The sequence below is a fragment of the Vibrio sp. 10N.261.51.A4 genome (assembly GCF_041471945.1).
GTDB lineage: Bacteria > Pseudomonadota > Gammaproteobacteria > Enterobacterales > Vibrionaceae > Vibrio > Vibrio crassostreae_C.
This window is the reverse complement of sequence record NZ_JBFRPJ010000031.1, coordinates 101,902-126,647: the sequence shown is the minus strand read 5'-3', so window position 1 is coordinate 126,647 and position 24,746 is coordinate 101,902. Positions and strand designations below refer to the sequence as shown.

Here is a 24,746-nt window from a genome sequence, read left to right as displayed (position 1 = left end):
TTTTGATGTGTGACAATACGATATCGCTGGCAAGTCATTTATCAATAGGAAGGCACTTTTGCTTATAAAACCGGTTTCATCTGTAACAAGTACGATAGCAAAATCTTTGCTCTCTATACTGCTGTTGTCGGTTGCTACGACTGGCTTTGCCATCTTTACTTTGGCTTCAAGTTTGAATGATGCGGAAGCGGTTAACGTGGCCGGTTCAATGCGAATGCAAAGCTACCGTTTAGCCCATGATATTCAAATAGAATCTGTCGATTATGAATCTCATATTCGTGAATTCGAAAGTTCTCTTTACTCGCCATCCATGACCAATTTGGTCAGTTGGAATGTTCCGACAGACATCACAGAAGATTACTATTTAATTATCGGCCGTTGGCATGAGCTAAAACAGGTCTTGAATAGCGAAGAGCGCGATCACTATCTCGTGTTGGTTGAAAACTTCGTGGCTGAAATCGATGGCTTCGTTTATAAGCTGCAAGAGTTCTCTGAAGACAAGTTAATAAAGTTAGCGTGGGCTGGTGGTATCGGCCTTGGTGGGATTCTGGTCATATCTCTTTTTGTTGTTCACTTTGTACGTAAACAGGTTGTTAAACCGCTACATGCTCTTGTCGGTGCGAGCCAAAGAATCAAAAACAGCGACTTCGAGGTAGAACTCAAGGTGACCAGTAACAACGAAATGGGCATTTTGACCAAAACCTTCAACTCGATGGCCAAAGATTTAGGCGTGCTTTATCGAAACCTTGAAGATGTGGTGGATGCAAAGACGATTGAGCTGCAAAATGCGAACCAGTCGCTGCAGGCACTTTATAACTCGTCACAAGAGCTCACGGTGACGCGTATTGCTCCTGAAAACTTCCGAGCTATCTTGCAGCATCTCGTGAGCTTGGAAGGGATTGGATCACTGAGGCTCGAGATTGTCGATAACTCAGGCCGTTCATTGATTATGGATGAAGGTTACGATTCGAATTTAGACTACGAAAAGTTTGAGATGAAACTCGACGATAACGAACTTATTCTCGGCTATTTATACTGTTCATATCACCACGGGCACTCAACTAAAGCTCTGATCGAAAGCTTCATTCAACTGCTATCGAGAGCGATCTACTACAATCGTGCTCAAAAGAAAGCTGAACAGCTTATTATCATGGAAGAGCGTGCCACGATTGCACGTGAACTCCACGATTCATTGGCTCAATCACTGTCGTACTTGAAAATTCAAGTTACACTATTAAAGCGTGTGATTGGCAAACTGCCAGAGCAACAGCACCGAGAGCAATCTGAACAAATCGCGTCTGAGATCGGAAACGGCTTAGCCGACGCTTATACCCAGTTAAGAGAGCTACTCACCACATTTAGGTTGACCATTAAAGAGGGCAACTTTGGAGACGCCTTAAGTACCATGCTTGAGGCGCTCAGCGAGAGAACCGATGCGAAGATTAACCTCACTAATAATCTCTCATCGATCGAGCTTGATGCGCATAGTCAGGTTCACTTGCTTCAATTGATTCGTGAAGCAACAATAAATGCAATAAAACACGCCAATGCCGACTTGATAGATGTATGCTGTATCGATGAGGACGGTGAAGTATTAGTCGTGATAAAAGATAATGGAGATGGCTTTGACTCAAGTAGTTCCAAGGTGAACCACTACGGGATGAGCATTATGCAGGAGCGTGCGGCAAGACTGAATGGCGACTTGACGATTGAAGCGGCGCAAGGTGAAGGCTGTACAGTCATATTGAAATATAAAAGTTTGAAGGAAGTTAAAGTTGACGATTTGTAAAGTAATGCTGGTTGATGATCATCCATTGATGCGCAGAGGTATAAGCCAATTACTGAGCTTTGAAGACGAATTCGAAGTGATTGCAGAAGCAAGTAACGGCACTGAAGCGGTTGCTCTTGCTCATGAAGAAGAACCTGATTTGATCCTTTTGGATCTCAATATGAAGGGCATGTCTGGTTTAGATACCTTGAAAGCACTTCGCACTGACGGTTCTAGCGCAAACATTGTTATTCTAACGGTTTCTGATAGCCCTGCAGACATTGAAGCGATTGTAAAAGCAGGCGCTGATGGCTACTTGTTGAAAGACACTGAACCCGATGAGTTAATTGAACTGCTTAAGCAAGCACACAGCGGTGACAAGGCTTACAGCAGTGTGGTTGCTCGTTACCTAAATGATGCTGGAAGCCGCAATGATATCTTCGAACAACTGACTGAACGTGAAATGCAGATCCTTCAAGAAGTCGCGAAAGGTTACCGTAATAAGCAGATCGCCGATCACCTGTTTATTTCTGAATCGACAGTTAAGGTACATATGAAAAGCTTGTTGAAAAAGCTGCAAGTGCCTTCCCGTACCGCTGCAACGGTTCTGTATCTAGAACGCTATGGTGAAATGAAGTAGGGCTTGTTCCTTTGAGATAACACTATTTCAAGCCTGACTGTTTATACATTTTGTACATGTCTCGATAGTTTTAACGATGTTGAGAAAGTGACATTAAAAAAGGCGCTGAACTTATTAAGTTCAGCGCCTTTTTGTTTACGCATTTTATATTCAGTATTGGTGTTCGTTTGTTCTTCGTTCTTTGAGATTAGAAACTTAAGGCTTACGCCGACATTGGAACCAATACAAGCGTACCGAAGATAACCGTAATAAGACCACAGATTACGGGTACAGACGTACGTTTTACGACTTCAAATGGGCTGATTTTACCCATACCAGAAGTCGCTACGATTACGCCAGATACTGGTGAAATTGTACGACCTAGGTTCGATGCTTGAAGCATTGGGATGATTAGGAACGCTGGGTTCAAGCCCATTTTCGCCGCTAATGATGGAGCCAGTTCTACGAATGCATAGAAAGGTGCATTACCTGAACCTGTCGCAATTGCCGCAGCAACCGTTAGACCTGTGAGGATAAGCATCAATGCGATGCCGCCTGCGCCTGCAGATTCGGCAAGACCGATTAGGTTATCAATTGCACCGATAGACATTAGACCTTGAGCAAATACGCCCGCCGCAACCAACAGCATTACCACGCCTTTGAACGCGTCAGCCATGCCTTGGTAGCAAGAGTCTAGATCTTCTAGTGTTTTCTCGCCGTCAAACTTCTTAACAACGTAATCGATAACTGCGCCTACGAAGATAGAACCTACCACAATAGTGTAGATATCAAGTGAAAGCCCTGGAATCGTACGACCGTTGAATAGGAAAACGCCGATGATAGGTAGGAATGGAAGTGCAGCGTAGAAAGCCGGCGCCGTTGTTTCGATTTCAGAAACGTCTACTTTTTCCATTGGTGTGTTTTCTTTCTTATCTAGGTATTTGTTCCAGAAGAAAGCCGCACCCGCCATCACGATGATCGCACAGATAGAAACAGGCAGTACCGTTTGAACAGCAAACACATCAAGAGACATACCTGATTTTTCTGCCGCGATAACCACATCACCAGACGTTGGTGAAAGAATGATGGCTGCAGGTGACGCACAAACTGCAACTGCCGCTGGGCGAGAAATACCCATTGCCGTCATCATTGGGAATAGGGTTGCCATCAATAGCACACCAAGACCCGTTGCAGAACTTACTGCTAGAGACATCAGACACGCTACGATGTAAGCCGCAACAAGAAGTACATAGGGAGATTTGATCGCAGCAAGCGGTTTAGAGAACTGTTTCACTACCACGTTGTTAGCACCAATGTGCGTCATGTAAGAAGCAAAACCACAAAGAAGCATGATTTGCATGCCTAGGCCGCCCCCGCGGTACTGAAGCATGTATTTAACAAATTCTAGTGAGTCGGTAACCATGTTACCTGTTGAAGCTACCTTAGCTGGTAAGACTGTGTGACCAATAAGGCCGGTGATAAGAAGTAGGGCAAGGCCAGCAGTTAGTAATACACCCGCCGCTTTATAGCCTTTTACAATAAAGTAACCAACAGCAATAGTAATCACTAATCCGATCAAGAGCTCTAACATAGAAATCTCCACAAAGTTTAAAAAATATAAGAAAGTGTTTCAGAATATGACAATGAATGTACAGAAAACTGCACTGTGGCACGAGGCATAGTTGAGGTTGATATGATCTAAGACAAACATTTTTTCGATGTTAATTGTGGTTGTAAATTGTGAATAACTACTGTTGTTTAGATGTTAATAAACAAATTTTGTGGCTTGTCAGAATATAACTTGGATCACCTTTGATTGTTCTATTTGCATATGGTGGTGTTATTTTATAAATCGCGAGTATTTTTTTGTACTTTGGAAGGAAACGTGTAACGAAGTGGGTGTTTATCGGAGTAAAGAGGTGAGAATCTTAGCTTTTAAGCTTACTTACATTTAAAGATTACTTATGTTTAACGCCTACTTACTTCCCATAAGTAAGCGCTAAAACACAAGTTATAATAAGGCGATTCTTCAGCTTCTTCGTTTAACTCAGAACCTTCATTTAATACGACTTCGTCCTCGAGTACCACTTCTTCAACTTCTTCTGCGAATAGGGGCATAGAGAAAGCGATTAGAACTAAAGGTAGCTTTGGTAGGAATCGTGTGTATGAAATTGTATTTGCTAATGGGTGCGATGTTCGTGAGATAGTGTGTTTCGACATAATGGTTTTGTATATAAAGTGATTTAACACGACGAACTAAGTGTTAGTCTGATGAGTAGACAGTGATCGAATCGAACCGTTGGTATTGTCGGCGCAGGCTCCATCGCAATCGACTCCCAATTCATTTTTGGGGTCGGAATGGTATGCACGGATTGGATTAAGTGGAGGTGCTGATTGAATAAGCTCACTTCACTTACAGCGTCCTCAAGTTGTTTGGTATTCATCTACATTCCTGTCGACTGTTGTTCTTGTAATTTGGCGCTTAGTTTATGGTCAAAGCGCCAGAACAGTATTTAAATGAATGTGAATGATCTTTCGTGAGGTTACTTGATATTGGTTTAGGAATATTTGGGTAGGAAAGTTGGTTTTATGATTGAGTTAACAGCATAGAAACACAGAGAACAAGGCGCTCTCTGTGTTGGTCATTTTGCTATTATCGAAACTCGCTGATGAGCATTATCTCTGGCGTCTGGCGACCAAAGTGAATCGGTAATCGTTAGATGTGAAGTAGTTGCGGCTGTATTCAAATACTGTGTTGTTAGCTAGGTAACCACGAGTACGTTTTTCAATAATCGGTTGAGCAGGGTCAATACCTAACTGTTTAGCAACGTCTTCAGGCGGAAGAATCGGTACCAATTCCTGCTCACTTCGATCAATCACCATGCTTTTGGTGTTCTCAATAAAGTCGTATTTTGATGTCTGCATCACTTGATAGGTGAGATCTGGGAATAGAGCAACAGGTAACCAAGTTTCTTCAACCGTGATTGGATTGTTGTCTATGAAACGAACACGTTTTACGTAGAAAACCAATTCGCCTTCTTTGATATCTAAATGTTCAGACATCGCCAAAGAACACGGCTTCATTTCGAAGGCCAGAACTTCACTGTGTGTAACCACATCCAAATGCGCCCACTTTTCTTGAAAGCTCGACTGTTTGTAGATGTCGTAATTGATCTTGTTCTCTTTTACGTAAGTGCCGCTGCCTTGAACGCTTTCAAGCTCATCGTTTTCGATCAGTAGTTTCAGTGCTTGCCTAACCGTTACGCGGCTTACCGAGAATACTTCACGCAATTGCGCTTCCGTTGGGAGTGCTTCTCCAACTTTATATTCTCCAGAACTGATCTTTTCTCTTATTGCATCGGCGATTTGGCGATACATAGGGAGTCTTGCCATTTTTGCCTCATTTGTGCGCTAGGACAACTAGACTTTGATTAACAACCTGTACCTTAAATACGTAAATTTGCTCTATATAAGCTTCGCTTTAAAGGTTAGTGTGAGCATCGTATCGGCGTTTTGTAGTACATATAATACAAATTAAACGATACATAACAAGCTTTCTTAAAGGATTTACCAATACAGTTTAAATACAAATTAAATACAAATATGTATTGATGAGATCGTGATCACGGATTAAATGTCTTGAAGTTGTATTATTCATCTCGTCGACAGGGACGACTGTCGTACTAATCCGTGACTATGGGACAAAGGTTATGAAACTTACTACTCTAACGAATAAGTCGCTCGTAAATCTGCAAACTACGTTTAGCAGTCGAGAAGAAGCGATTTACGCACTTGCTGACCAACTGAATCAGCAAGGCAAACTGCACAACAAACAAGAGTATCTTGATGCAGTATTTGCTCGTGAAGAGCAAGGCCCGACAGCGCTTGGCGAAGGCCTAGCAGTACCGCACGGCAAGACTGACGCGGTTAAAGAAGCTGGTTTCGCTGTTGCAACATTGAAAGAAGACATGAAATGGAAAGGCCTAGATGAAGACGAAGATGTGAATCTTATCTTCCTAATTGCCATTCCAAATGCAGAAGCGGGTTCTACCCACATGCACCTGCTGACCGAACTGACAACCACATTGGTTGATGACGATGTTCGTGAAGCAGTATTAAAAGCAACAACCGCTGATGAAATCTTCGCGCTTCTTGATGGCGATAATCAGCAAGAAGAAAAACAAGACAACTTAGATACAAATGCGCCGACAATTGTATGTGTTACTGCTTGCCCTGCAGGCATTGCTCACACCTATATGGCTGCAGAATACCTTGAAAAAGCGGGCAAAAAGCTTGGCTACAAGGTTCATGTTGAAAAGCAGGGCGCAAATGGCATTGAAGATCGTTTGACGGCTGAGCAATTAAACAATGCTGTGGCGTGTGTTTTTGCTGCTGAAGTCGCGATTAAAGAAGTGGATCGTTTTAACGGAATCCCTCGTGTTGAAACGCCAGTTGCAGAACCGATTAAACACGGTGAACGCATTCTAAATGAAGCGATTGAAGAGTCGAAAAAAGGTAACGGTGCAGAGCGTACAGTGGCTACTGATGACAAACCGAAAAAACTGCCACTGAAAACTGAGCTTAAACAAGCGCTGCTTTCTGGTATTTCTTACGCAGTTCCTCTTATCGTTGCTGGTGGTACTGTTCTTGCGGTTGCTGTTCTTATCGCGCAAATTTTTGACCTGCAAGAGCTTTACGCAACAAAAGATTCTTGGCTGTGGATGTATCGTAAATTAGGTGGCGGCCTATTAGGTACATTAATGGTGCCAGTACTGGCAGCTTACACAGCATACTCATTAGCCGACAAACCGGCACTTGGTCCTGGTTTTGCTGCGGGTATTGCCGCAAACATCATTGGTTCTGGTTTCCTAGGCGGTGTTGTTGGTGGTTTGATTGCTGGTTACGTAATGCGTTGGGTAAAAGAGCATGTTCGCTTAGGCCCTGCATTTAACGGTTTCCTTACTTTCTACCTTTACCCTGTGATTGGTACTTTGGTAGCGGGTAGCTTGATGCTGTTTGTTATCGGTAAACCTGTTGCGTTCTTAAACCAAGGTTTAACGGACTGGTTGAACGGTATGTCAGGCACCAATGCGTTGTTATTGGGTGCAATTTTAGGTCTGTTTGTATCATTCGACCTAGGTGGTCCGGTAAACAAAGCTGCTTACGCATTCTGTTTAGGTGCAATGGCAAACGGTGTTTATGGTCCTTACGCAATCTTTGGCTCAGTAAAAATGGTATCGGCGTTCACGGTAACGGCTTCTACCATGATTGCTCCACGCTTATTCAAAGACTTTGAGATTGAAACCGGTAAATCTACATGGCTACTTGGTCTTGCGGGTATTACTGAAGGTGCAATCCCAATGGCGATTGAAGATCCAATCCGTGTAATCGGCTCATTCTTACTAGGCTCTGTAGTAACAGGTGCAATGGTGGGTGCGGCAGGTATTGGTCTATCCACTCCGGGCGCAGGTATCTTCTCTATTTTCTTGTTACACGATTCTGGTTTAGGCGCATTCTCTGCTGCTGCAATCTGGTTCGGTGCTGCGATTGTCGGGACAGTGATTTCAACCATTACTCTTCTGATGTGGCGTGGTCACGCGGTAAAAAAGGGTAAATTTGAAGCAAGTACTGCAACACAGAACTAACTGAATTTTGAGTTAGCTCCTAACTCACTGCGAAATCAATATATAAAAAATAACAAACAACTGGCTGCCCTAAATACCTGTGCTCCTAACGGTTTTATTCACACAGATTCTGGGCGTGGTTTTCTGCACCCTAAATTTAGTGGCAGCCAATTTTAACCCCTTGAAAAAATTTAATTTAGTCGTATTTGGGTTCGAACTTTAGTTTTACTCGAAGCGACACATTTAGGTAAATGATTATGACTACATCACGCGTACATATTACTCCTCACATGCACTGGGATCGTGAATGGTATTTCACAACAGAAGAGTCTCGTATTCTTCTTGTGAACAACATGGAAGAAATCATGAACCGTCTGGAGAGCGATCCAGAATACAAATACTACGTTCTAGATGGTCAAACCGCCGTTTTAGAAGACTACTTCGCAATCAAACCAGAAAACACAGAGCGCGTAAAAGCATTGGTTGAAGCGGGCAAGTTAATTATTGGCCCTTGGTATTCTCAAACCGACACAATGCAAGTTTCTGGTGAGTCAATTGTACGCAACATGATGTATGGTATTCGTGACTGTATGAAGTTTGGCGATGCAATGAAGATTGGTTACCTACCAGATTCATTCAGCATGAGCTCACAGCTGCCAATGATCTACAACGGCTTCGACATCACGCGTGCAATGTTCTGGCGTGGTTGTTCAGAGCGTCATGGCACCAACAAAACAGAATTCTTATGGCAGTCTAATGACGGCAGTGAAGTAACGGCACAAGTGCTTCCGCTGGGTTACGCGATTGGTAAATACCTTCCACAAGACGAAGAAGGCTTGCGTGCTCGTTTAGATAAGTACTTCCCAGTGCTAGAAAAGCCATCGGTGACTAAAGATATCTTGCTACCGAACGGCCACGACCAAATGCCGATTCAAAAAGACATCTTTGAAGTAATGGACAAGCTTCGCGAAATCTACCCAGATCGTGAATTCTCAATGAGCCGTTACGAAGAAGTGTTCGAGAAAGTAGAAGCGGCGCGCGACCAACTCGACACAATCAAAGGCGAGTTCAACGACGGTAAATACATGCGTGTTCACCGTACGATCTCTTCTACGCGTATGGACATCAAACTGATCCACGCAGAAATCGAAAACAAGATTGTAAACATCTTAGAACCGCTAGCGTCTATCGCTTGGACATTAGGTTTTGAATACCACCACGGTTTGATTGAGAAAATGTGGAAAGAGAGCATGAAGAACCACGCTCATGACTCTATTGGTTGCTGTTGTTCAGACAAGGTACACGCTGAAATCTTAAACCGTTACATCCTTGCTGACGACATGGCGACCAACCTGATTCACTTCTACAAGCGTAAGATTGTTGACCACATGCCAGATCGCGAAGGTTGCGACAAACTGGCGATGTTCAACCTTTCTCCATACGAGCGTGAAGAAGTGGTTAACACCACTATCACTATCCGTGCTCAAGAGTTCTCTATCTTTGATGAAAACGAAAACCCAGTTGAATACTTCATCCAAGACAAGCGCCAAATCGACCCAGGTAAAGTAGACCGTCAAATCGTTCACTACGGCAACTACGACCCTTTCATGGAGTTTGATATTCAAATCAAACGCACTGTACCAGCGATGGGTTTCACCACGTTACACATCCAAGGTAATGAGAAGGGCGCAGTTAAAGTCGCAGAGCAGAAAGACTACTTGCTAGAGAACAAATACTACCGAATTAATGTAAACGACAACGGTACTCTGACTATTTTCGATAAAGAGACAGAGCAAGTATTCGACCAAGCACTTCGTTTAGAAGATGGTTCTGATGACGGCGATGAGTACGATTACTCTCCATCTCGTCAAGAGTGGCTGTTGTACTCTGATGAATTCCCGGTAGAAACATCAATTGACCACCAAGGTTTCCAATCGGTAGCAAACATCGCTTTCCGCATGAACGTGCCAGCAAACCTTACAGAGCGTGAAGAACGCACGGGTCAAAATGGATTCGTTGAAGCGCAATGCCAAGTGGTATTGAAGCAAGGTTCTCGCCGCATTGAAGTACGTATGGAACTAGACAACCAAGCTGACGACCACCGTGTACGTGTCTTAGTACCAACGCCATTCGTTTCTGAAACTGTGGTTGCAGACAACCAGTTCGGTTGTATTACTCGACCAACCAATGACCCTGCTATGGCGGTTTGGGAAGAAGAGAAGTGGAAAGAAGCACCGGTTCCGGTTTACCAACTGATGAACTTCGCTGCATTAGAAAACGGCAAAGCGGGCATGGCGATTATGTCGAATGGTCTACGTGAATTTGAGGTGATTGCATCTCAAGGTGACGAAAACCGAGATACCTTCGCACTGACACTGTTCCGTGGTATCGGCGTGTTGGGTAAAGAAGAGCTATTGCTTCGTCCGGGCCGTCCATCAGGCATCAAGATTCCGACACCAGATTCGCAAGTGCGCGGTAAGTTAGTGTGTGAATTCACGTTGTGCGGTTTCTCTGGTAACCATATTGACGCGAACATCATGGCGCAAGCACGTGACAATGTCACTCAAATCGAATGCTACAACAAGATCCCTTACAACGCGATGAAGCTCAACGTGGGTGAGCAGAACCTACCTATGAGTTTTAGCCTTCTGTCTAAGCAACAATCAGGCGCGGTGTTGAGTGTGCTGAAGAAAGCGGAAGACGAAGATGCACTGATCATGCGTGTCTACAACCCGGCAGAATCGGGTTCAGTATCGGATTCAATCTCTTTTACTCAAGCGGTTTCAAGCTGGAAAGAGACAAGCATGGACGAGCGCGTACGCGAAGGTGATGTAGCATCTGAAGAGTTCGGCCAGATAGCACCTTGCCAAGCAAAAACATTCCAAATCAAATTCTAATTTCGATAACCCGCTCACCTTGGTGGGCGGGAATGGTGAACGACAATGAAAATTGTAATTGCCCCTGATTCATTTAAAGAATCACTCGACGCTCATCAAGTTGCGTCTTGCATTGAGCGTGGATTTGCCGATGTTTTCCCTTACGCAGAGTTTGTGAAAATGCCACTCGCCGATGGCGGAGAAGGCACGGTAGACGTGTTGCTAGAGGCGCTCAATGGTAAGAAGCAACGGCTGCACACGACGGATCCAATCGGGCGTGAATGTACGGCTTATTGGGCTTCGTTGGAACAGACTGTTGATGGCGCCAACGTAAAAACTGCCTTGGTGGAATTTGCTCAAGCATCGGGTTTAGACCTATTAACCGTAGAAGAAAGAGCACCGTTAACCGCATCTTCGTTTGGTACTGGGCTATTGATCAAAGATGCACTAGATCAAGGTGTTGAACAAATCATTATTGGTTTGGGCGGCAGCGCAACCAATGATGCAGGTGCTGGCATCTTACAAGCGTTGGGAGGCAAGTTATTAGACAAGCAAGGCAACGAGCTATCTGGTGGCGGCGCCGAATTAAGCCGGTTAGCAAGCATCGATCTTGAAGGACTGCACCCTAGATGCAAAGAAGTGACGTTCGTGGTCGCGTGTGATGTGAATAATCCATTATGTGGCGAAAGCGGAGCCAGTACTGTGTTTGGTCCGCAAAAAGGCGCATCAAAAGCTCAAGTTGAACAACTTGATACTGCGATCGGGCACTTTGCCGATATCGCTCAAGCACATACGGGTACTAATCATCGCGACACAGCTGGATTTGGTGCTGCTGGTGGTACACCTCTGGGGTTAAGTCTTGCATTCAATATCCAAATTAAAGCGGGTATTGAGATGGTATTAGATGCCTTGGATGCAGATAAGGTTCTTGAAGGTGCTTCACTGGTCGTGACCGGAGAGGGGCAGATGGACAACCAAACCCTGCAAGGTAAAACACCTTTCGGTATCGCTCAGCGAGCTCAAAAGTTGAGTATTCCAACGATAGGAATTGCGGGCTCTTTGGGGCAAGACGTTGAAAAACTTTACGGCTCAATGTCTAGCTTATTTGGAACCGTACGTTCACCTCAGTCTTTAGACCAAGTTTTATCAGAAGCGAATCAAAACCTGACTCGCACTGCCCGTAATATCGCCGCCACGCTCAAGCTTGGTAGCCAGATTTTTAATGAGAAGTAATTATGTCTCTATTTAAACTCGACAACGTTATTCAAAACTACGCATGGGGAAGCAAAGACTCCATTAACCAATTGTTTGGTATTGTGAACCCAAACCAGGAACCTCAAGCAGAAATTTGGATGGGTGCTCATCCAAATGGTTGTTCAAAGGTAGGCGATACCGGTGAATCGCTTTCTCACATGATTGATGAAAACAAAATCGATGTCTTAGGCGGATACACGGCGGCTCGTTTCGGTGAATTGCCTTTCTTGTTTAAGGTGTTGGCCGCTGAAACACCGTTATCGATTCAGGTTCACCCGAACAAGCGAAAATCAGAATTAGGTTTTGAGCGTGAGAATGCACTTGGTATCCCTTTGAATGCGTCTAATCGCAACTACAAAGATCCAAACCATAAACCTGAGTTGGTTTATGCGTTGACCTTCTACAAAGCGATGAATGGCTTTCGTCCAATCGACGACATTATTGCCTTGTTCGAAGAAGCGGATATTCCTTCATTAGCGATTGAGCTTAATGTACTAAAAGCCAATGCCGACAGTGATTCTTTGAAGTCGTTCTTTAGCGCCATTATGTCTCTTGAAGGTGACCGCAAAGCGTCTGCGCTTAATGAGCTTTATGCTGCACATGCGCGACCAGCCAAAACGGTCATGGGGCGTGAAGCTCTTCAATACAGCATCGAATTCAAACAGCATTATCCAGGTGATATTGGCTTATTTGCGCCATTAATGCTTAACACGGTTGAGCTGGCGCCCGGTGAAGCGATGTTCCTGTTCGCAGAAACCCCACATGCTTATGTTCAAGGTACGGGTTTAGAGATTATGGCAAACTCAGACAATGTGCTGCGTGCCGGTCTCACTCCCAAATATATCGATGTCCCTGAGCTTATCGACAACACAATCTTTGAGCCGATTAAGCCAGAAGATATCCGCCTTAAGCCTGTATTGAAAGAGGGCAAGATGAGTTATCCGATTCCAGTGGATGACTTTGGCTTTGATATCTTGTCTGCGACTGATGAGAGCAAGTCACAGTATCTACGTAGCGCGGAGATCTTGTTCTGTGTGGAAGGAGAGGCGACCGTCACTTCAGAAGGGCGGTCAGTTTCTCTTAAGCCCGGAGAATCGGTCTTTGTAAGTAGTAATTCAAGTGTTTACCAATATCAAGGGAATGGCATTTTGGCTCGTGCTTTTAACTAGTGCCCCCGTGCTAGCGATCAGCAAAAGAAATGTCAGAGTGCCACTGTAAAGTGGTACTCAATATTGGATTGATGGTTGTTACCTATCTGTCTTTGACAGTCATGATTATTGACCATACCCGCTACTCTGGCGGGTTTTTTCATTATTAGAATGAGCAGATATAAGCTTGTAGAAAAGACAAACCCTGCGATCAGAGCAGGGCTTTTTATTGAATTAGTACTGAGTGACTGGTTAGGCAATGTGCGTCATTTTATTAAGCACAAAGGTTTCAATACAACCTTCAGTCGCAGCCATGTAGTCAGCGATGTGTTGGCTCGCTAAGTGTTTCTCTAGATGAACTTCAGACTCCCAGTTCTCATGAAAAACGAAGTGAGCAGGGTTACTGTTATCTTGGTGCAGATCGTAGTTAATACAGCCGTCTTCAACACGGGTTTTATCGATCAATTTAATCATCTCAGCTTTTACAAGCTCAGTTTTGTCTTCTTTAGAGACGATCGTTGCAATAATAGTCAGTTTGCTCATTTTCAATTCCTTCGCTTTAAACTCGGTAAGTTTAAGTAATATAAGTATAAATTCAGAATGAAGAAAGAGTTCTGAAATCCAATAACTATGGTTCTTACCATCCACAATTCAAACTCGAGAGCATAGGGCCAGAGCCGAGTAGGTTATGCTTATTAAAAAAAGCCCTCATAGCAATATGAGGGCTTTTGAATAAGAATCAAACTGTGTTGTTACTGGGGTGTTAAGCGTACTGTTTTACCTTAAGCGTATTGCTCAACCGTCATTGCCCAATTTTTCTTCTGTTGTTCGAAATTCATTTTGATTTGCTGATAACGAACCTTAAGAACAGAGTGTTCGTACTTCTTCACAACGTCTTCGCGCTTGCTTTCAAGTAGCTGTTTTTTAACTTCGTAATATTCGTTCATGTTTGATACTAGAGCATCAAACTCTTGTTGAAGCTTCTCTGCGATTTGTTGCTTGTCGGCACGATGCATGATTTTTTGCTGGGTGCGTTTAAGTAACATTGACGCTTCAGCTTTCTCAATACGAGCTTGAGGGGTTTTCTTAAGCTTACTTGCCAGTCCCATCAACGAAGCACTCTTAATCAACCATTTTGTTGGATCGTATTGCCACCAGTAGATGCCGTTACGGTAGTCGTTCTCAAAGATGTGGTGGAAGTTGTGGTAGCCTTCGCCGAAAGTGAGTACTGCTAACACACCGTTATCACGCGCTGTGTTTTTGTCAGTAAAAGGTTGGCTACCCCAGATGTGAGCAAGAGAGTTAATAAAGAATGTTGTGTGGTGGTTAAGTACCAAACGAACTGCACCTACGATTAACAACATGCCAATCACGTCACCGTAAATCACGCCTAAAGCGATAGGAACACCGAAATTCATTAGTAATGCTAACAGAACATAGTGCTTGTGCTGCCACATAACAATCTTATCTTTTTTAAGGTCACGGCAGTTTTCGTAGTTTTCGTACATTGAGGTGCTGTAATTACGAATCATCCAGCCAATGTGTGAGTACCAAAATCCACGTTTTGCAGAGTATGGGTCTTTGTCGTTGTTATCGACATGCTTGTGGTGAACACGGTGATCAGAAGACCAGTGTAGCGCGCTGTTCTGCAGGGCAAATGCACCACCTAATGCAAACAGGAATCTTAGGCTTGAATGCGCTTCAAACGCTTTATGTGACCATAAGCGGTGATAACCTGTCGTGATTGAAAGGTTACAGAACGTAAAGCAGATTGCTAGCCATATCCAGTGCTCCATGCCATAGCCAAAAAAGTAGCCATAAACGGGAGCCGCTACAACAGCAAGCAGCATACTAAAAGAGAACACAAAAATATTGAGCCAGATTAATGGCGGCTTTTTTGTAGATTGTTTGTCGGCACTATTCATTAGCAAATTTCCATTGGGCTTACATCTGTGCGCTAGAATATCAGCGTACACGTGTAAGTCAATATTGAAAGTGTAAACGTGTATTAGTATGTTTTGCTTAAATATTGTATAAAGGTAGTGTGAAATGTAGTAGCAAGTCATAAATGGAAGTACTAAGGGCTAATAAATGGAAATTAAGGTAGCTGAATATAAAGATTATGAGCGGATTGCCCAATTACACGCGGATAGCTGGAAGCTATATTACCGTGGCATTCTTGCTGATGATTACCTAGAACATGATGTTTTGGAGGACAGATCTGTTATTTGGCAGACTCGTTTGATTAATCCTCCTTTCAACCAACATGTTTTATTGCTTGAGGAAGGCGGTTTACTGGTTGGTTTTGTCTGCGCGTTCGGTAATCACAACTTTGAGCGTGGTACGTTCATCGATGCGTTACATGTAGATAATAATTATCGTGGACGAGGTGTAGGCAAGCGTCTGTTGTCTGAATTGTCGAAGTGGTTGCAGCAATACTATTCGGACTCAGGGCTTTACCTAGAGGTGATGTCTGAGAACCACCAAGCGATTGCTTTTTATCAGGCGATTGGTGGCAAAGAAGAACTAGAGCAAGTTTGGAACGCACCATGTGGCAGCCAAGTGAATGAAAAAGTGATTTCTTGGAGCTCTCCCGTTGAACTTGAACAGAAAACAGCGAGCGTTGTGTATTCTTAGTAGATTCTTGTTGAGTACTGGTTGTTTGCTGAGTAGCAGGTTCTTAACGAAGCTATTTTAAAGCACAAGAACAAAGACAAAAGCCCCGAGCATTCAATTGTTCGGGTCTTTTTTGATTGGATTAATGGTCGTTATAATGAATCGCTAAGGCGCGTGAAATACTGGGCTATTAATCACTCCATGTGATCTTATTTCTACCGCTCTTCTTCGAAATGTAGAGTGCTTGATCGGCATCGTCGATAAGTTGTTCGACAGAACCGAGGGCTTGAGGTGCATGTTTTACACCGATTGAAATCGTTACTTCTAACCTAAGGCGAGAAGGGGATTCTAAAAGGGAATTAACGAGCGATTCAATTGAAGCCTCAGTTTCTCCTTGGACCATCACCAAAAACTCTTCACCGCCGTATCGAAAGCAGTTACTGCTGGTTGGTAGCCTTTTTTGAATCTCATCGGCCAGTTCTTTGATCACCATATCACCCATTTGGTGGCCGTAGGTGTCGTTAATCGATTTGAAATGATCAATATCTATCATGAGCGATGTAATGGATCGCTGACGGTCTATGCTCGGTTCTATCACCTGATGAAGATAAAGGCGGTTGTAGCAGCCCGTTAGTGCGTCTTGATAGGAAAGGGCCTCGAACATATTAGATTGCTTGCGAAGCTGAATCGCTTGTTTGCGGAGTTGCTCGGATTGAGCGAAACGTTTGTGTACTTCCAGGTCACGTCTAACACAGGCCGCTGAGATTAGGATGTAAGCCGAGATATAAACGGAAATTGTTTCTATTTCATGCTCTGGCTCCGCTTCATAAAGCAGTGGCGCAAGGCCGATGAGATAAGCCAAAAAGATAAACGACAGCGTAGATATACTGTATCTGGCTGACAATCTTGAAAACGTACCAATGTAGATCATCACTAAAATGATGCCACCTTGGTAATCGAAGTTGTTCAGCTCGATGGCTAGTCGACCGATATAGACCAAGAAAAGTGAGCTAATTACAAGGAAGGCACTTTCTACGAGTTCCAAAACGTTGGGTTTGTTTGTAATACAGTATCTGGCGGCGGCCATCATCAATAAAAAAAGTATGACTCTGAAAATGATAGGCGTAATGCACTCGCTACCAAAGTGGATGTAGTCGGTGACGATAAAAGCACAGAATATTGAGATAGGGATGTAGATGAAATTTATGTACGGCAAATAAATTTCATTATCGAAATAGGTTTTAAATCTTTGATTCTTGAACCCAGAATAAGAGCGCATTGAGAAATTAGCCGAGATTGATACACAATAATTTGCGTAGTATGTCACAGTCTTTGGGATTGTAAACGACCATTTCTATAGATTTGTCAGTATGTTAGCTAGATCAACAAACGGTAGCGGGCAATATTCACGCTCTATTATCGATAGAGCGTGAATATCTAGAGGCTGGTGTAAGAGTGGTAAACAGAAATTAAAGCAGATTATAAAAACTAATCGCGATTAACGCTTGTTCTTCAGGTAACGCTTACGACGCTCTTCTTTTTTCTTAATCTGTTGTTCCGCTTTCAGCGCAGCCGCTTCTTCAACTTCGATCAGCTCTTGTGTGATCATTTCTGGCAACTCAAGCGTTACCTTACCTAAAGTGCCATTACGCAATTCGTGAAGCAGGATTTCTGAACATTTGTGAATGTCGATATGACCACCGGCACGAAGTGCACCACGCTTACGGCCAATCGCTTCCATCAGTTCGATGTCAGACTCAGGCAGCTCTTCAATTTGGTAGCGCTCTTGCAAAAGGTTAGGGTACTGTTTTGCTAGGTACTCTACTGTGTAAAATGCCACTTCATCGTATTCCATTGCTGTATCTTTTACAGCACCTGTTGCAGCCAAGCGGAAGCCACTGTGTGGGTTTTCTACTTTAGGCCAAAGGATTCCTGGAGTATCTGAAAGGATCACGCCATTTTGCAGATTGATACGTTGTTGGCGACGAGTTACCGCAGGTTGGTTACCAGTAACCGCAATCGTACGTCCAGCCAAGCAGTTGATGATGGTCGATTTACCCACGTTCGGGATGCCCATGATCATTGTACGAATGTTTTTGCCCATCTGTTCACGGTGCGGTGCCAGTTTACGTACCAGCTCCATAACGTGGTTAACTTCTTCTTTTACGCTAGTCGTAATCGCAATCGCTTTAACGCCTTGCTCCTTCTCGAAGTGCTCAATCCAACGTTGAGTCAGTTCAGGATCTGCAAGGTCACGCTTGTTCAGCACTTTTACACAAGGCTTATCGCCGCGCAGTGAAGAGATCATTGGGTTTTCACTACTGAACGGGATACGAGCGTCCAGTACTTCGATGATCACATCAACTTGTGGGATAACTTCTTCGATTTCTTTGCGGGCTTTATGCATGTGACCCGGAAACCATTGAATTTTGCTTGCAACCATTTGTATTTATTACCTTTTGTTTTTATGGTTAGGCTGGTGGGGTACCAAGTGGGGTACCAAGTGATGAAATTCGATTTTGGGGTACCAAAGGCACAATCCAAATCACCCATAGCCACATCAGCAATTAATGTGACGATATTAACATTTTCTACTGCATGCGAATAGTTGGGATATCTTATATAGATTTATTACCACCTTGAACCAATACCTTTAAATGTGTTGTAGCTATCGTTAATGATCTTTTCCAGTAGAGTGTTTCGGTGACAACCTTGCTCATTTGCCATTTCATCTAACTTAGATTTAACGTCTGTACTCATTACGACACTATATGCCTTTCGACCTTCCAGCTTATCGCGGTGCTTCTTTTGGCTCCAGGCTCTTTTCATTTTGATGATGAGAAGTTGCTTATCAGCAGGGGACACATTCCAATTATCAAACTGGTATATCGCTAAGTTGAGACGTTCGGCCAAGATTCGTGATTTAGGATCTAAGGTGTTAGTAACACTACTTTGAATATCTTGGTGGTTGTCGATGTAATTAATCAACCACTCAACTTGCCTAACATCTTTTGTTCTCACCCAATTGAAACTTTCAATACTGGCAAGGTATGACCATTTCCTTTCCAGGTTTGCACTTAGTTTTGATTTTTCGTGTTTTAGTGCCTGGTGTCTCAAGAAAAAGCGATGAATTATATCGTACCTAAGGGCTGTGGATGATGTTTGATGAGGAAATTTGTACTCATTATAGGGAATAAAAGATGAGAAATATGGAGTAACCGGACGAGATTGATCTTGATGAGGCGGATCAATTGTAAACTCACGTATTTTCATCCAGATCCAATAACACTGTCTGTCATCTTTTGGATCGAGCCAATCAAGTTCTCTACTATCGAGTCTCATTTCTTCTATTTCTTGTAATATAGAATCTATGAAACCATGTAGTTCCTTATTTGTCGTATGGAGATTGTTTTCGTCGAATATCCATTGGTATATTTGTGTGAGATATTCCTTCTTAGTGATGGGTTCGCGTACTTTTAGAATGTCAATCTCTAACTCATCTACGATTTTTCTCCAAACTAGTGGGTACTCGTGTTCTTCAAGGTTATTGAAAATTGATTTATCTTGTATCATAGTTTTACTGTGTCAATCTTTGGTAGTGATTTAAGTTGCGTTAATTGTATTTCTTAATGTGATTTTTAGGTAGTTGTTTGAGTCACATTTTTGTATATTTTAATGTTTTATTTATTAAGTGTTAATGTATATTAATCTATTTATATCAGTATCTTATGCCTCATTTACTTATTTGTTTGTATTTAACATTTTGGATCTTTTCGATGATATTTTTCCTGTAAGCATCCAAATACCTTCTCGTACTGTTGGCTGGGAAGAATCACTGGTGGACGAGTTCTTAATGAGAAAGGTGAGCCAAAGCAACTTCAAGCGAGAGCAGGCTGAAATGAAAAACAGCCCACACTACGTAGCCCCTGAAAAGCGAGTCAATCCTTTCGCTTCGTATTGAAGCAAAAAAAAGGAGCGTTACGCTCCCTTTCTAATAATCGACAAGCTACAAGCCTAAGGCTTTCGCTGTCTGTTTGTATTCTTGCTCTATTTGAGATTCCACTAATTCTCGCCTTGCCTCAATAGGCGCTCTATCAGAGATGTTCTGAGCGCGTGATTCAACTTGTTTTAGTTGGTTCTCTTTCCACTGGTTGAGGGATTGTTGAATCTGCTGTGGCGTAAGAGTGGCTTTAATCGATTTGATACTGAGCGCACCAATAGCGCTGCCAGCACTTACGTTCATTGAGATGGTTAAAGCCGTGATTGTGATGATTTTAGTAATGATTGATTTCATGATAATTCTCCAATTGAGATGTATGTGTTAGTTAGGTAAAACTCAACGAAGTGACGACAAGTGAGATAAACGCAAATAGCCTAGATATGGGGTTTTTCTTGTATAATATGCGTTTCAGATAAGGTGGTTTTGACATGACCATACTAAGGGGGCGGCCGCCCCCCTTAACATTGTTCGTCTTAGCTAGAGACGTTTAATGGCGCAATCAATCGTAAAGTACAGTTCTGCCTTGCACACTAACCTAATGGAGTTGGAGTAAGGTTAGTGCCCCATGCTTTACACTGATTGCGCTATGGCACAACGGAACATGAAAGGGAGTAAGTACCCTGTAGATCCATTGAATTTTTGAAACAGAGGTAAGGTATCACTGCGTGCGTCACTATCTGTCCGATGCAATCAATTGAGTGACATTGTCTAGTTGTCGTATTGAGCGCTTAGGCTCTGATTTGAGTTGATACTGCTGTAATTGAAAGTCTGACGGGTAATCAAAATAGAAGGTCAGCACTTTCAGCTTAGCAATACAGGTTAAAGGAAGGTCGTCGTAATCGTTGAGTGTATTTTGATAGACTAGATAAAGCTCACTTACGGTAGTCGTAATACCAACAGGTGAAACTTGCTCTATCTGCTCACCGGATTTAAGGGTAAGCGTGATTTGTTTTTGATGAGCCAGTGCTACCGAAATGGGCTCGAATAAATCCCCTAGCGTTGTTGGTGTGTTTAGTTCATTAATCACTGCATGTGTTTTGTTTGTGTCTCCTCGTGGTGGTTTCATTCCTGCATAGGAGCGTGGCTGAGCTCGCAACAGACTGAATGCAAAATCAATGGCGTACTTTAAGGATGGTGGGAGTTGCCGACTAATGGTCGCTTTGGCGAGCTGTAGCAGGACAAGCTCTCTCGCGCCTAAGGTTGGTTGGCTATACATTCCGCGACTGTAACCAAAAGGTTTACTTCGAGTGTCTTTATCGACATCAAAATAATCAACGATAACATCGAGATTACGCTGTATGCTTCTGATGCCTCGATACATCCCTGCATCCACTAACTCAGCCTGAAGCTGCTTAGCCGTCACCTTTCGACCCTGTGGTATACGTCGATACAACTCAAACACCAGTGATAATTGCTCTGTGGTACTGGCTTTATCCCTTGTTGTCATGGTTAGGTCGCTGCTGGTGGTTGCTTGATAGAGTGACAATTATCCTAACGATGGGTGCGTCACTATCTGACCGATGGCGTCTTTAGCTTATCGATATTTTAATCTCGTCATAGGCTCCCATTTGCAAGTAAGCGAGAAAGTTGCTTTCCCAGAGAGAGTAGAACTCCACAATGGATTTATCTTGGCAGCTTTGCCATCCCATAGGGGCAATGAACGCTTGCCCGTTAGCAATATCAAAATCCACATTACGCTCTAGCTCTGGGTAAACGTTACCCATGTAAGCAAAGTCAGTAAGGTATTGGATTTGATACTGGCTCTCCTGTTCTTTCAGCAACATGATTTCTACCGGGTGATAGCCACCAGCGTCAGCACTGTAAGTGGCATCTCGAAAGTTAATGGTGAGGCTTTCACATTCCCTCTTGGTTGGGTTCTGTTTCCAGAAAGTCTCTATCTTGCTTTTCAACAAGCTTTTGAGTTTTTGAGATACGGGTGAGTATGGCGCTGTGATGGTCAGTGTTTGTGGTTTCATGGTTTTTCCCTTTCAATAGTTATCTATTCGGTTGGATGATATGTATCTGAGATTGGTTTGAATCGAATGTGGTTGGGATGGTTGAAGTAAGAAAGAAGCAACTACTGGAATCGACTGACGATAGTGAGTGTCTGTGTATCGAACTGTGATGCCTTTAGGTGTTTGGTGAATGCCTTGAGCCAGCTGATGAAGAGCGAATGCACCTCAGGCCTGTTGAGCTCGCATCGTTGAATGTCTGGTTGATAGAACCATTGGTGTTTGAAGTTAAAATATAGAGATACTTCAACGCTCTCAGCTTCTGGTGTTGGGTAATCAAAAGAAGCGATGAATCGCACCTCCCAAGGTTCATTAGGATTAGCTCGTTCAAGCTGTACCTCTATGGGTTGTATCCCGTTTCGGTTGCTGTAGAAGCTTGCGACCTTAAGGTTAAGCGCCACTCGTTTTGTTTCTGTGGGAATGTCATATTGCTCAATCAATAGATCAACCAGCTGGTGGAATAGGTCGAGTTTGAAATTACGCTTGATAACACGATTCATAGCCAGCCTCTCTCAGCAAAAGACACACAATCACTGCCCACCACAATGTGGTCAAGTACCCGTACATCAACGAGCGCTAAAGCATCCTTTAAACGCTCTGTAATGCGTCTATCTGCTTGTGAGGGGGTTGCATCACCCGATGGGTGGTTATGAGCGAAAATCACCGCTGAGGCGTTTCTCTCAAGCACCAGCTTCACCACTTCTCGTGGATACACTGAAGCGCTGTCAATCGTGCCAAAGAACAACTCATTAAATTCAATCAATTGATGTTGGTTATTAAGCAACATCACCCCAAAGACTTCTCTCTCATATTCTCCTAGCTTGCAGCGTAGAAAGGCTTTCGTGTCATTCGGACGAGTAAAAGCATCCCCACTCACTAAGCGGCTCTCTAGTATCTCGACGGCTTTCTCTAATATCTGGTGCTCTGTGACGGGAGCGCTGAAGGTATATAGCGTTTCCATATCTTCTCCTTGTATCAATAAACGGAATACTCAAGGGGATGATATGGATGTGAAAAACTTTCCAATCGAATTTGAATGAGACCGACTGAGACCAGTTGAGATAAAAAATACGCAACAACGTCTTTGTTTGAGTGAAACCAACAAAGGCAATGGTCATGAATTCAAACCATTCGAACACCGAACATCCCAATCGCTTGATGAGACTAAAAGAAGTGATTCATACCAGTGGCTGGCGCTCTCAAGGCATCCAAAACTGGATACAAGAACGAGGCGAAAGGCTGGCAATACAAGTAGTGGAAAAAGAAAAAAGGAAGAAACGCTATGGAAGATAAAATGATGAACAATGAGGCAGATTTGAAGCGATTAGAGGATGGGTTTTATCGTGATTATCAAGTCGATATTGACCATGGCCATCTTTCTTTGGCTTCGCTTGAGATTTTATCTCGTGCATATCAAAACGCTTTGATGCGCTTTGGCTGCTGTTATGTCTTTCGATTCCGGCTGCGAATACCAGAGGAGCAGGACGAACAAGAAAAAACGATAATCAACCAGTGGTTCTACCGTCTGTGCCATTACCGGGATAATGACAACATTAATGTGATTTGGAAAAGGGAGGTGAGTCAAACGGGCTGTATAAGTTACCGTATGACTCTTTTCCTTGATACATCTAACTGCCCACTGTTTACCAAGGAGTTCAAGCTAAGAAAACGGCTTACAAAAGACATCAAAAACTCGTGGGCAAAAACAACAGGAATCCACAAGCATGACATCAATAAGCTTTGTCTTTTCTTGAATCACCCACTTGTTGAGTTGAACAAAGAGCACGATGATTACCGTTACCAGTGTGGTTTACTTTTCTATGTATTGAGTCGACAGGCCAGAGTCAACACAACGGGTCATGATGTGAAAAACACATTAGGTTCGTTCATCAGTAAATCCAAAAAGGTCCAAAAGAAAACCGCCAACACCAAAACTAAGGAGAGTCGTGATGGACAATAAGCTATTTTTCTCCAGCGCTCGAACGGGAAATCCCAAGCGTGATAAATGGCAAACGCCACCCGCTGTGTTTGAGAAACTCAACGAAGAGTTTCATTTTACGCTTGATGCAACGGCTGAGCCTGAAACAGCACTGTGTGACCATTACTTTACGATGGATGATGATGCGCTTACTCAAGACTGGAGTAATCAAACGGTTTACTGCAATCCACCTTATTCCAAGCTCAAAGACTTTGCCAAGAAAGCACAAGAGGAAGCGGATAAAGGGGCAACCGTCGTAATGTTGGTCCCTGCTAGAACGGACACAAAAGCCTTCCATGACCATTTAAGCCATGGAGAGGTGCGTCTGATTAAGGGGCGACTCAAGTTCTTGCAGGATGGGGAGGAGCAGGATGCAGCGCCGTTCCCAAGTATGGTGTGTGTCATGGGGAAAGGGGTAGAACACAAAATAGGAACCACCACTCAAGACAAGCTTAAGTTAGACACCGAGTAAGTCATTTTTCACATAGCGCTTTTATTTCATGAGATTAATCTGCTTAAAAGAAGTAATAGAGAGGATTCAGCTGAGCAAATCGACCATCTAATAAGTGATGGCTAATGGGGGCACACAACGTGTCACTCGGTGAACGAGCATCCGGATGGGGGGAGCACGAACTGGATGAATAGATTGATAGTCGAGCGTAACAATGATGCGAGCCAGTAGCGAAAGCTGCTGGCGTTATGCCCATATCGCTCCAAACCATCATGTTTCAACACAGAAACCCAGTTAGAACGTCAACAGAGTGGTTGCACATTATTCAATGTGGAATGTGCACCTTGCTAGCTCGTCGAGTATTAGAGTTGCTTTCCATATTGATGCAAAGGCTACATCA

23 protein-coding genes are annotated in these 24,746 nt (G+C 43.3%); 10 read left to right on the top strand and 13 right to left on the bottom strand.

Translation table 11 applies throughout. The features are described 5' to 3' along the window. Positions 1-58 precede the first annotated feature (58 nt). Both narQ and AB4384_RS08400 read left to right on the top strand, forming a co-directional pair. Positions 59-1,789, top strand: coding sequence for a nitrate/nitrite two-component system sensor histidine kinase NarQ (gene narQ, locus AB4384_RS08405; RefSeq protein WP_017062610.1), 1,731 nt, complete (start codon positions 59-61; stop codon positions 1,787-1,789). Continuing rightward, a complete protein-coding gene (locus AB4384_RS08400) occupies positions 1,776-2,408 on the top strand; it encodes a response regulator (protein ID WP_017062609.1) in 633 nt (210 codons plus the stop codon). The genes narQ and AB4384_RS08400 overlap by 14 nt, the downstream gene beginning before the upstream one ends. A gap of 202 nt (positions 2,409-2,610) precedes the next feature. On the opposite strand, the gene dcuC is transcribed toward AB4384_RS08400, so the two are convergent. The 3 genes from dcuC to AB4384_RS08385 all read right to left on the bottom strand — a co-directional run bounded on the left by dcuC (position 2,611) and on the right by AB4384_RS08385 (position 5,780). Continuing rightward, complete coding sequence (dcuC, locus tag AB4384_RS08395) at positions 2,611-3,978, bottom strand: anaerobic C4-dicarboxylate transporter DcuC (protein ID WP_017062608.1); 1,368 nt, start codon at positions 3,976-3,978, stop codon at positions 2,611-2,613. A gap of 377 nt (positions 3,979-4,355) precedes the next feature. Then, the gene (locus AB4384_RS08390) at positions 4,356-4,607 is read right to left on the bottom strand and encodes a hypothetical protein (protein ID WP_133151380.1); all 252 of its coding nucleotides are present in this window, start codon (positions 4,605-4,607) and stop codon (positions 4,356-4,358) included. Positions 4,608-5,063: 456 nt separating this feature from the next. Further along, positions 5,064-5,780 (bottom strand): GntR family transcriptional regulator, encoded by a 717-nt coding sequence (locus tag AB4384_RS08385; protein ID WP_372129330.1) that lies wholly within the window; start codon positions 5,778-5,780, stop codon positions 5,064-5,066. A gap of 317 nt (positions 5,781-6,097) precedes the next feature. On the opposite strand from AB4384_RS08385, the gene mngA reads away from it, so the two are divergent. The 4 genes from mngA to manA all read left to right on the top strand — a co-directional run bounded on the left by mngA (position 6,098) and on the right by manA (position 13,310). Beyond that, complete coding sequence (gene mngA, locus AB4384_RS08380) at positions 6,098-8,032, top strand: PTS 2-O-a-mannosyl-D-glycerate transporter subunit IIABC (protein ID WP_017070591.1); 1,935 nt, start codon at positions 6,098-6,100, stop codon at positions 8,030-8,032. A gap of 236 nt (positions 8,033-8,268) precedes the next feature. Further along, positions 8,269-10,908, top strand: coding sequence for a mannosylglycerate hydrolase (gene mngB / locus AB4384_RS08375; protein WP_372129329.1), 2,640 nt, complete (start codon positions 8,269-8,271; stop codon positions 10,906-10,908). A gap of 45 nt (positions 10,909-10,953) precedes the next feature. Further along, on the top strand, positions 10,954-12,120 hold the full coding sequence (locus AB4384_RS08370) for a glycerate kinase (RefSeq protein ID WP_102320779.1): 1,167 nt from the start codon (positions 10,954-10,956) through the stop codon (positions 12,118-12,120). A gap of 2 nt (positions 12,121-12,122) precedes the next feature. Next, positions 12,123-13,310 (top strand): mannose-6-phosphate isomerase, class I, encoded by a 1,188-nt coding sequence (gene manA / locus AB4384_RS08365; RefSeq protein ID WP_017070588.1) that lies wholly within the window; start codon positions 12,123-12,125, stop codon positions 13,308-13,310. A 231-nt stretch (positions 13,311-13,541) separates the two neighbouring features. On the opposite strand, the gene AB4384_RS08360 is transcribed toward manA, so the two are convergent. Next, positions 13,542-13,832 (bottom strand): putative quinol monooxygenase, encoded by a 291-nt coding sequence (locus AB4384_RS08360; RefSeq protein WP_017062602.1) that lies wholly within the window; start codon positions 13,830-13,832, stop codon positions 13,542-13,544. A gap of 239 nt (positions 13,833-14,071) precedes the next feature. Then, the gene (locus tag AB4384_RS08355; protein ID WP_017062601.1) at positions 14,072-15,214 is read right to left on the bottom strand and encodes a fatty acid desaturase; all 1,143 of its coding nucleotides are present in this window, start codon (positions 15,212-15,214) and stop codon (positions 14,072-14,074) included. Positions 15,215-15,380: 166 nt separating this feature from the next. Between AB4384_RS08355 and AB4384_RS08350 the strand changes: the two genes are divergently transcribed. Then, a complete protein-coding gene (locus AB4384_RS08350) occupies positions 15,381-15,926 on the top strand; it encodes an N-acetyltransferase (RefSeq protein ID WP_017062600.1) in 546 nt (181 codons plus the stop codon). A 169-nt stretch (positions 15,927-16,095) separates the two neighbouring features. Here AB4384_RS08350 and AB4384_RS08345 read toward each other — a convergent pair whose 3' ends face one another. The 8 genes from AB4384_RS08345 to radC form a co-directional block, all read right to left on the bottom strand. Further along, a complete protein-coding gene (locus AB4384_RS08345; protein WP_372129328.1) occupies positions 16,096-17,121 on the bottom strand; it encodes a GGDEF domain-containing protein in 1,026 nt (341 codons plus the stop codon). A 282-nt stretch (positions 17,122-17,403) separates the two neighbouring features. Continuing rightward, positions 17,404-18,348, bottom strand: coding sequence for a ribosome biogenesis GTPase YlqF (ylqF, locus tag AB4384_RS08340; RefSeq protein ID WP_086714176.1), 945 nt, complete (start codon positions 18,346-18,348; stop codon positions 17,404-17,406). 188 nt (positions 18,349-18,536) lie between these two features. Beyond that, positions 18,537-19,478, bottom strand: coding sequence for a hypothetical protein (locus AB4384_RS08335; RefSeq protein WP_372129327.1), 942 nt, complete (start codon positions 19,476-19,478; stop codon positions 18,537-18,539). Between the two features lie 433 nt (positions 19,479-19,911). Next, positions 19,912-20,199, bottom strand: a complete 288-nt coding sequence (locus AB4384_RS08330) for a hypothetical protein (RefSeq protein WP_108193398.1) — start codon at positions 20,197-20,199, stop codon at positions 19,912-19,914. A 379-nt stretch (positions 20,200-20,578) separates the two neighbouring features. After that, positions 20,579-21,391 (bottom strand): hypothetical protein, encoded by an 813-nt coding sequence (locus tag AB4384_RS08325; protein ID WP_372129326.1) that lies wholly within the window; start codon positions 21,389-21,391, stop codon positions 20,579-20,581. Positions 21,392-21,434: 43 nt separating this feature from the next. Further along, positions 21,435-21,881 carry a DUF2787 domain-containing protein gene (locus AB4384_RS08320; RefSeq protein ID WP_372129324.1) on the bottom strand — a complete coding sequence of 149 codons (447 nt, stop codon included), beginning with the start codon at positions 21,879-21,881 and terminating at the stop codon, positions 21,435-21,437. Positions 21,882-21,982: 101 nt separating this feature from the next. After that, positions 21,983-22,417 carry a DUF2787 family protein gene (locus tag AB4384_RS08315; protein WP_372129323.1) on the bottom strand — a complete coding sequence of 145 codons (435 nt, stop codon included), beginning with the start codon at positions 22,415-22,417 and terminating at the stop codon, positions 21,983-21,985. Further along, positions 22,414-22,878, bottom strand: coding sequence for a DNA repair protein RadC (gene radC / locus AB4384_RS08310; RefSeq protein ID WP_017089268.1), 465 nt, complete (start codon positions 22,876-22,878; stop codon positions 22,414-22,416). The genes AB4384_RS08315 and radC overlap by 4 nt, the downstream gene beginning before the upstream one ends. Before the next feature lie 155 nt (positions 22,879-23,033). Here radC and AB4384_RS08305 point away from each other — a divergent pair, with 155 nt between their 5' ends. The 3 genes from AB4384_RS08305 to AB4384_RS08295 are packed head-to-tail and all read left to right on the top strand — an operon-like array spanning position 23,034 to position 24,367. Then, positions 23,034-23,210, top strand: coding sequence for a hypothetical protein (locus tag AB4384_RS08305; protein ID WP_372129321.1), 177 nt, complete (start codon positions 23,034-23,036; stop codon positions 23,208-23,210). Then, positions 23,200-23,877, top strand: coding sequence for an inovirus-type Gp2 protein (locus AB4384_RS08300; protein ID WP_372129320.1), 678 nt, complete (start codon positions 23,200-23,202; stop codon positions 23,875-23,877). Before AB4384_RS08305 ends, AB4384_RS08300 begins: the two co-directional genes overlap by 11 nt. Beyond that, on the top strand, positions 23,867-24,367 hold the full coding sequence (locus AB4384_RS08295) for a phage N-6-adenine-methyltransferase (RefSeq protein ID WP_372129319.1): 501 nt from the start codon (positions 23,867-23,869) through the stop codon (positions 24,365-24,367). Before AB4384_RS08300 ends, AB4384_RS08295 begins: the two co-directional genes overlap by 11 nt. Positions 24,368-24,746 lie beyond the last annotated feature (379 nt).

What these genes read in the sequence shown, in the direction of transcription:
- dcuC (WP_017062608.1), bottom strand. Translation starts at nt 3,978, where the DNA reads ATGTTAGAGCTCTTGATCGGATTAGTGATTACTATTGCTGTTGGTTAC.
- AB4384_RS08390 (WP_133151380.1), bottom strand. Translation starts at nt 4,607, where the DNA reads ATGTCGAAACACACTATCTCACGAACATCGCACCCATTAGCAAATACA.
- AB4384_RS08385 (WP_372129330.1), bottom strand. Translation starts at nt 5,780, where the DNA reads ATGGCAAGACTCCCTATGTATCGCCAAATCGCCGATGCAATAAGAGAA.
- mngA (WP_017070591.1), top strand. Translation starts at nt 6,098, where the DNA reads ATGAAACTTACTACTCTAACGAATAAGTCGCTCGTAAATCTGCAAACT.
- mngB (WP_372129329.1), top strand. Translation starts at nt 8,269, where the DNA reads ATGACTACATCACGCGTACATATTACTCCTCACATGCACTGGGATCGT.
- AB4384_RS08370 (WP_102320779.1), top strand. Translation starts at nt 10,954, where the DNA reads ATGAAAATTGTAATTGCCCCTGATTCATTTAAAGAATCACTCGACGCT.
- manA (WP_017070588.1), top strand. Translation starts at nt 12,123, where the DNA reads ATGTCTCTATTTAAACTCGACAACGTTATTCAAAACTACGCATGGGGA.
- AB4384_RS08360 (WP_017062602.1), bottom strand. Translation starts at nt 13,832, where the DNA reads ATGAGCAAACTGACTATTATTGCAACGATCGTCTCTAAAGAAGACAAA.
- AB4384_RS08355 (WP_017062601.1), bottom strand. Translation starts at nt 15,214, where the DNA reads ATGAATAGTGCCGACAAACAATCTACAAAAAAGCCGCCATTAATCTGG.
- AB4384_RS08350 (WP_017062600.1), top strand. Translation starts at nt 15,381, where the DNA reads ATGGAAATTAAGGTAGCTGAATATAAAGATTATGAGCGGATTGCCCAA.
- ylqF (WP_086714176.1), bottom strand. Translation starts at nt 18,348, where the DNA reads ATGGTTGCAAGCAAAATTCAATGGTTTCCGGGTCACATGCATAAAGCC.
- AB4384_RS08335 (WP_372129327.1), bottom strand. Translation starts at nt 19,478, where the DNA reads ATGATACAAGATAAATCAATTTTCAATAACCTTGAAGAACACGAGTAC.
- AB4384_RS08330 (WP_108193398.1), bottom strand. Translation starts at nt 20,199, where the DNA reads ATGAAATCAATCATTACTAAAATCATCACAATCACGGCTTTAACCATC.
- AB4384_RS08320 (WP_372129324.1), bottom strand. Translation starts at nt 21,881, where the DNA reads ATGAAACCACAAACACTGACCATCACAGCGCCATACTCACCCGTATCT.
- AB4384_RS08315 (WP_372129323.1), bottom strand. Translation starts at nt 22,417, where the DNA reads ATGAATCGTGTTATCAAGCGTAATTTCAAACTCGACCTATTCCACCAG.
- radC (WP_017089268.1), bottom strand. Translation starts at nt 22,878, where the DNA reads ATGGAAACGCTATATACCTTCAGCGCTCCCGTCACAGAGCACCAGATA.
- AB4384_RS08305 (WP_372129321.1), top strand. Translation starts at nt 23,034, where the DNA reads ATGAATTCAAACCATTCGAACACCGAACATCCCAATCGCTTGATGAGA.
- AB4384_RS08300 (WP_372129320.1), top strand. Translation starts at nt 23,200, where the DNA reads ATGGAAGATAAAATGATGAACAATGAGGCAGATTTGAAGCGATTAGAG.
- AB4384_RS08295 (WP_372129319.1), top strand. Translation starts at nt 23,867, where the DNA reads ATGGACAATAAGCTATTTTTCTCCAGCGCTCGAACGGGAAATCCCAAG.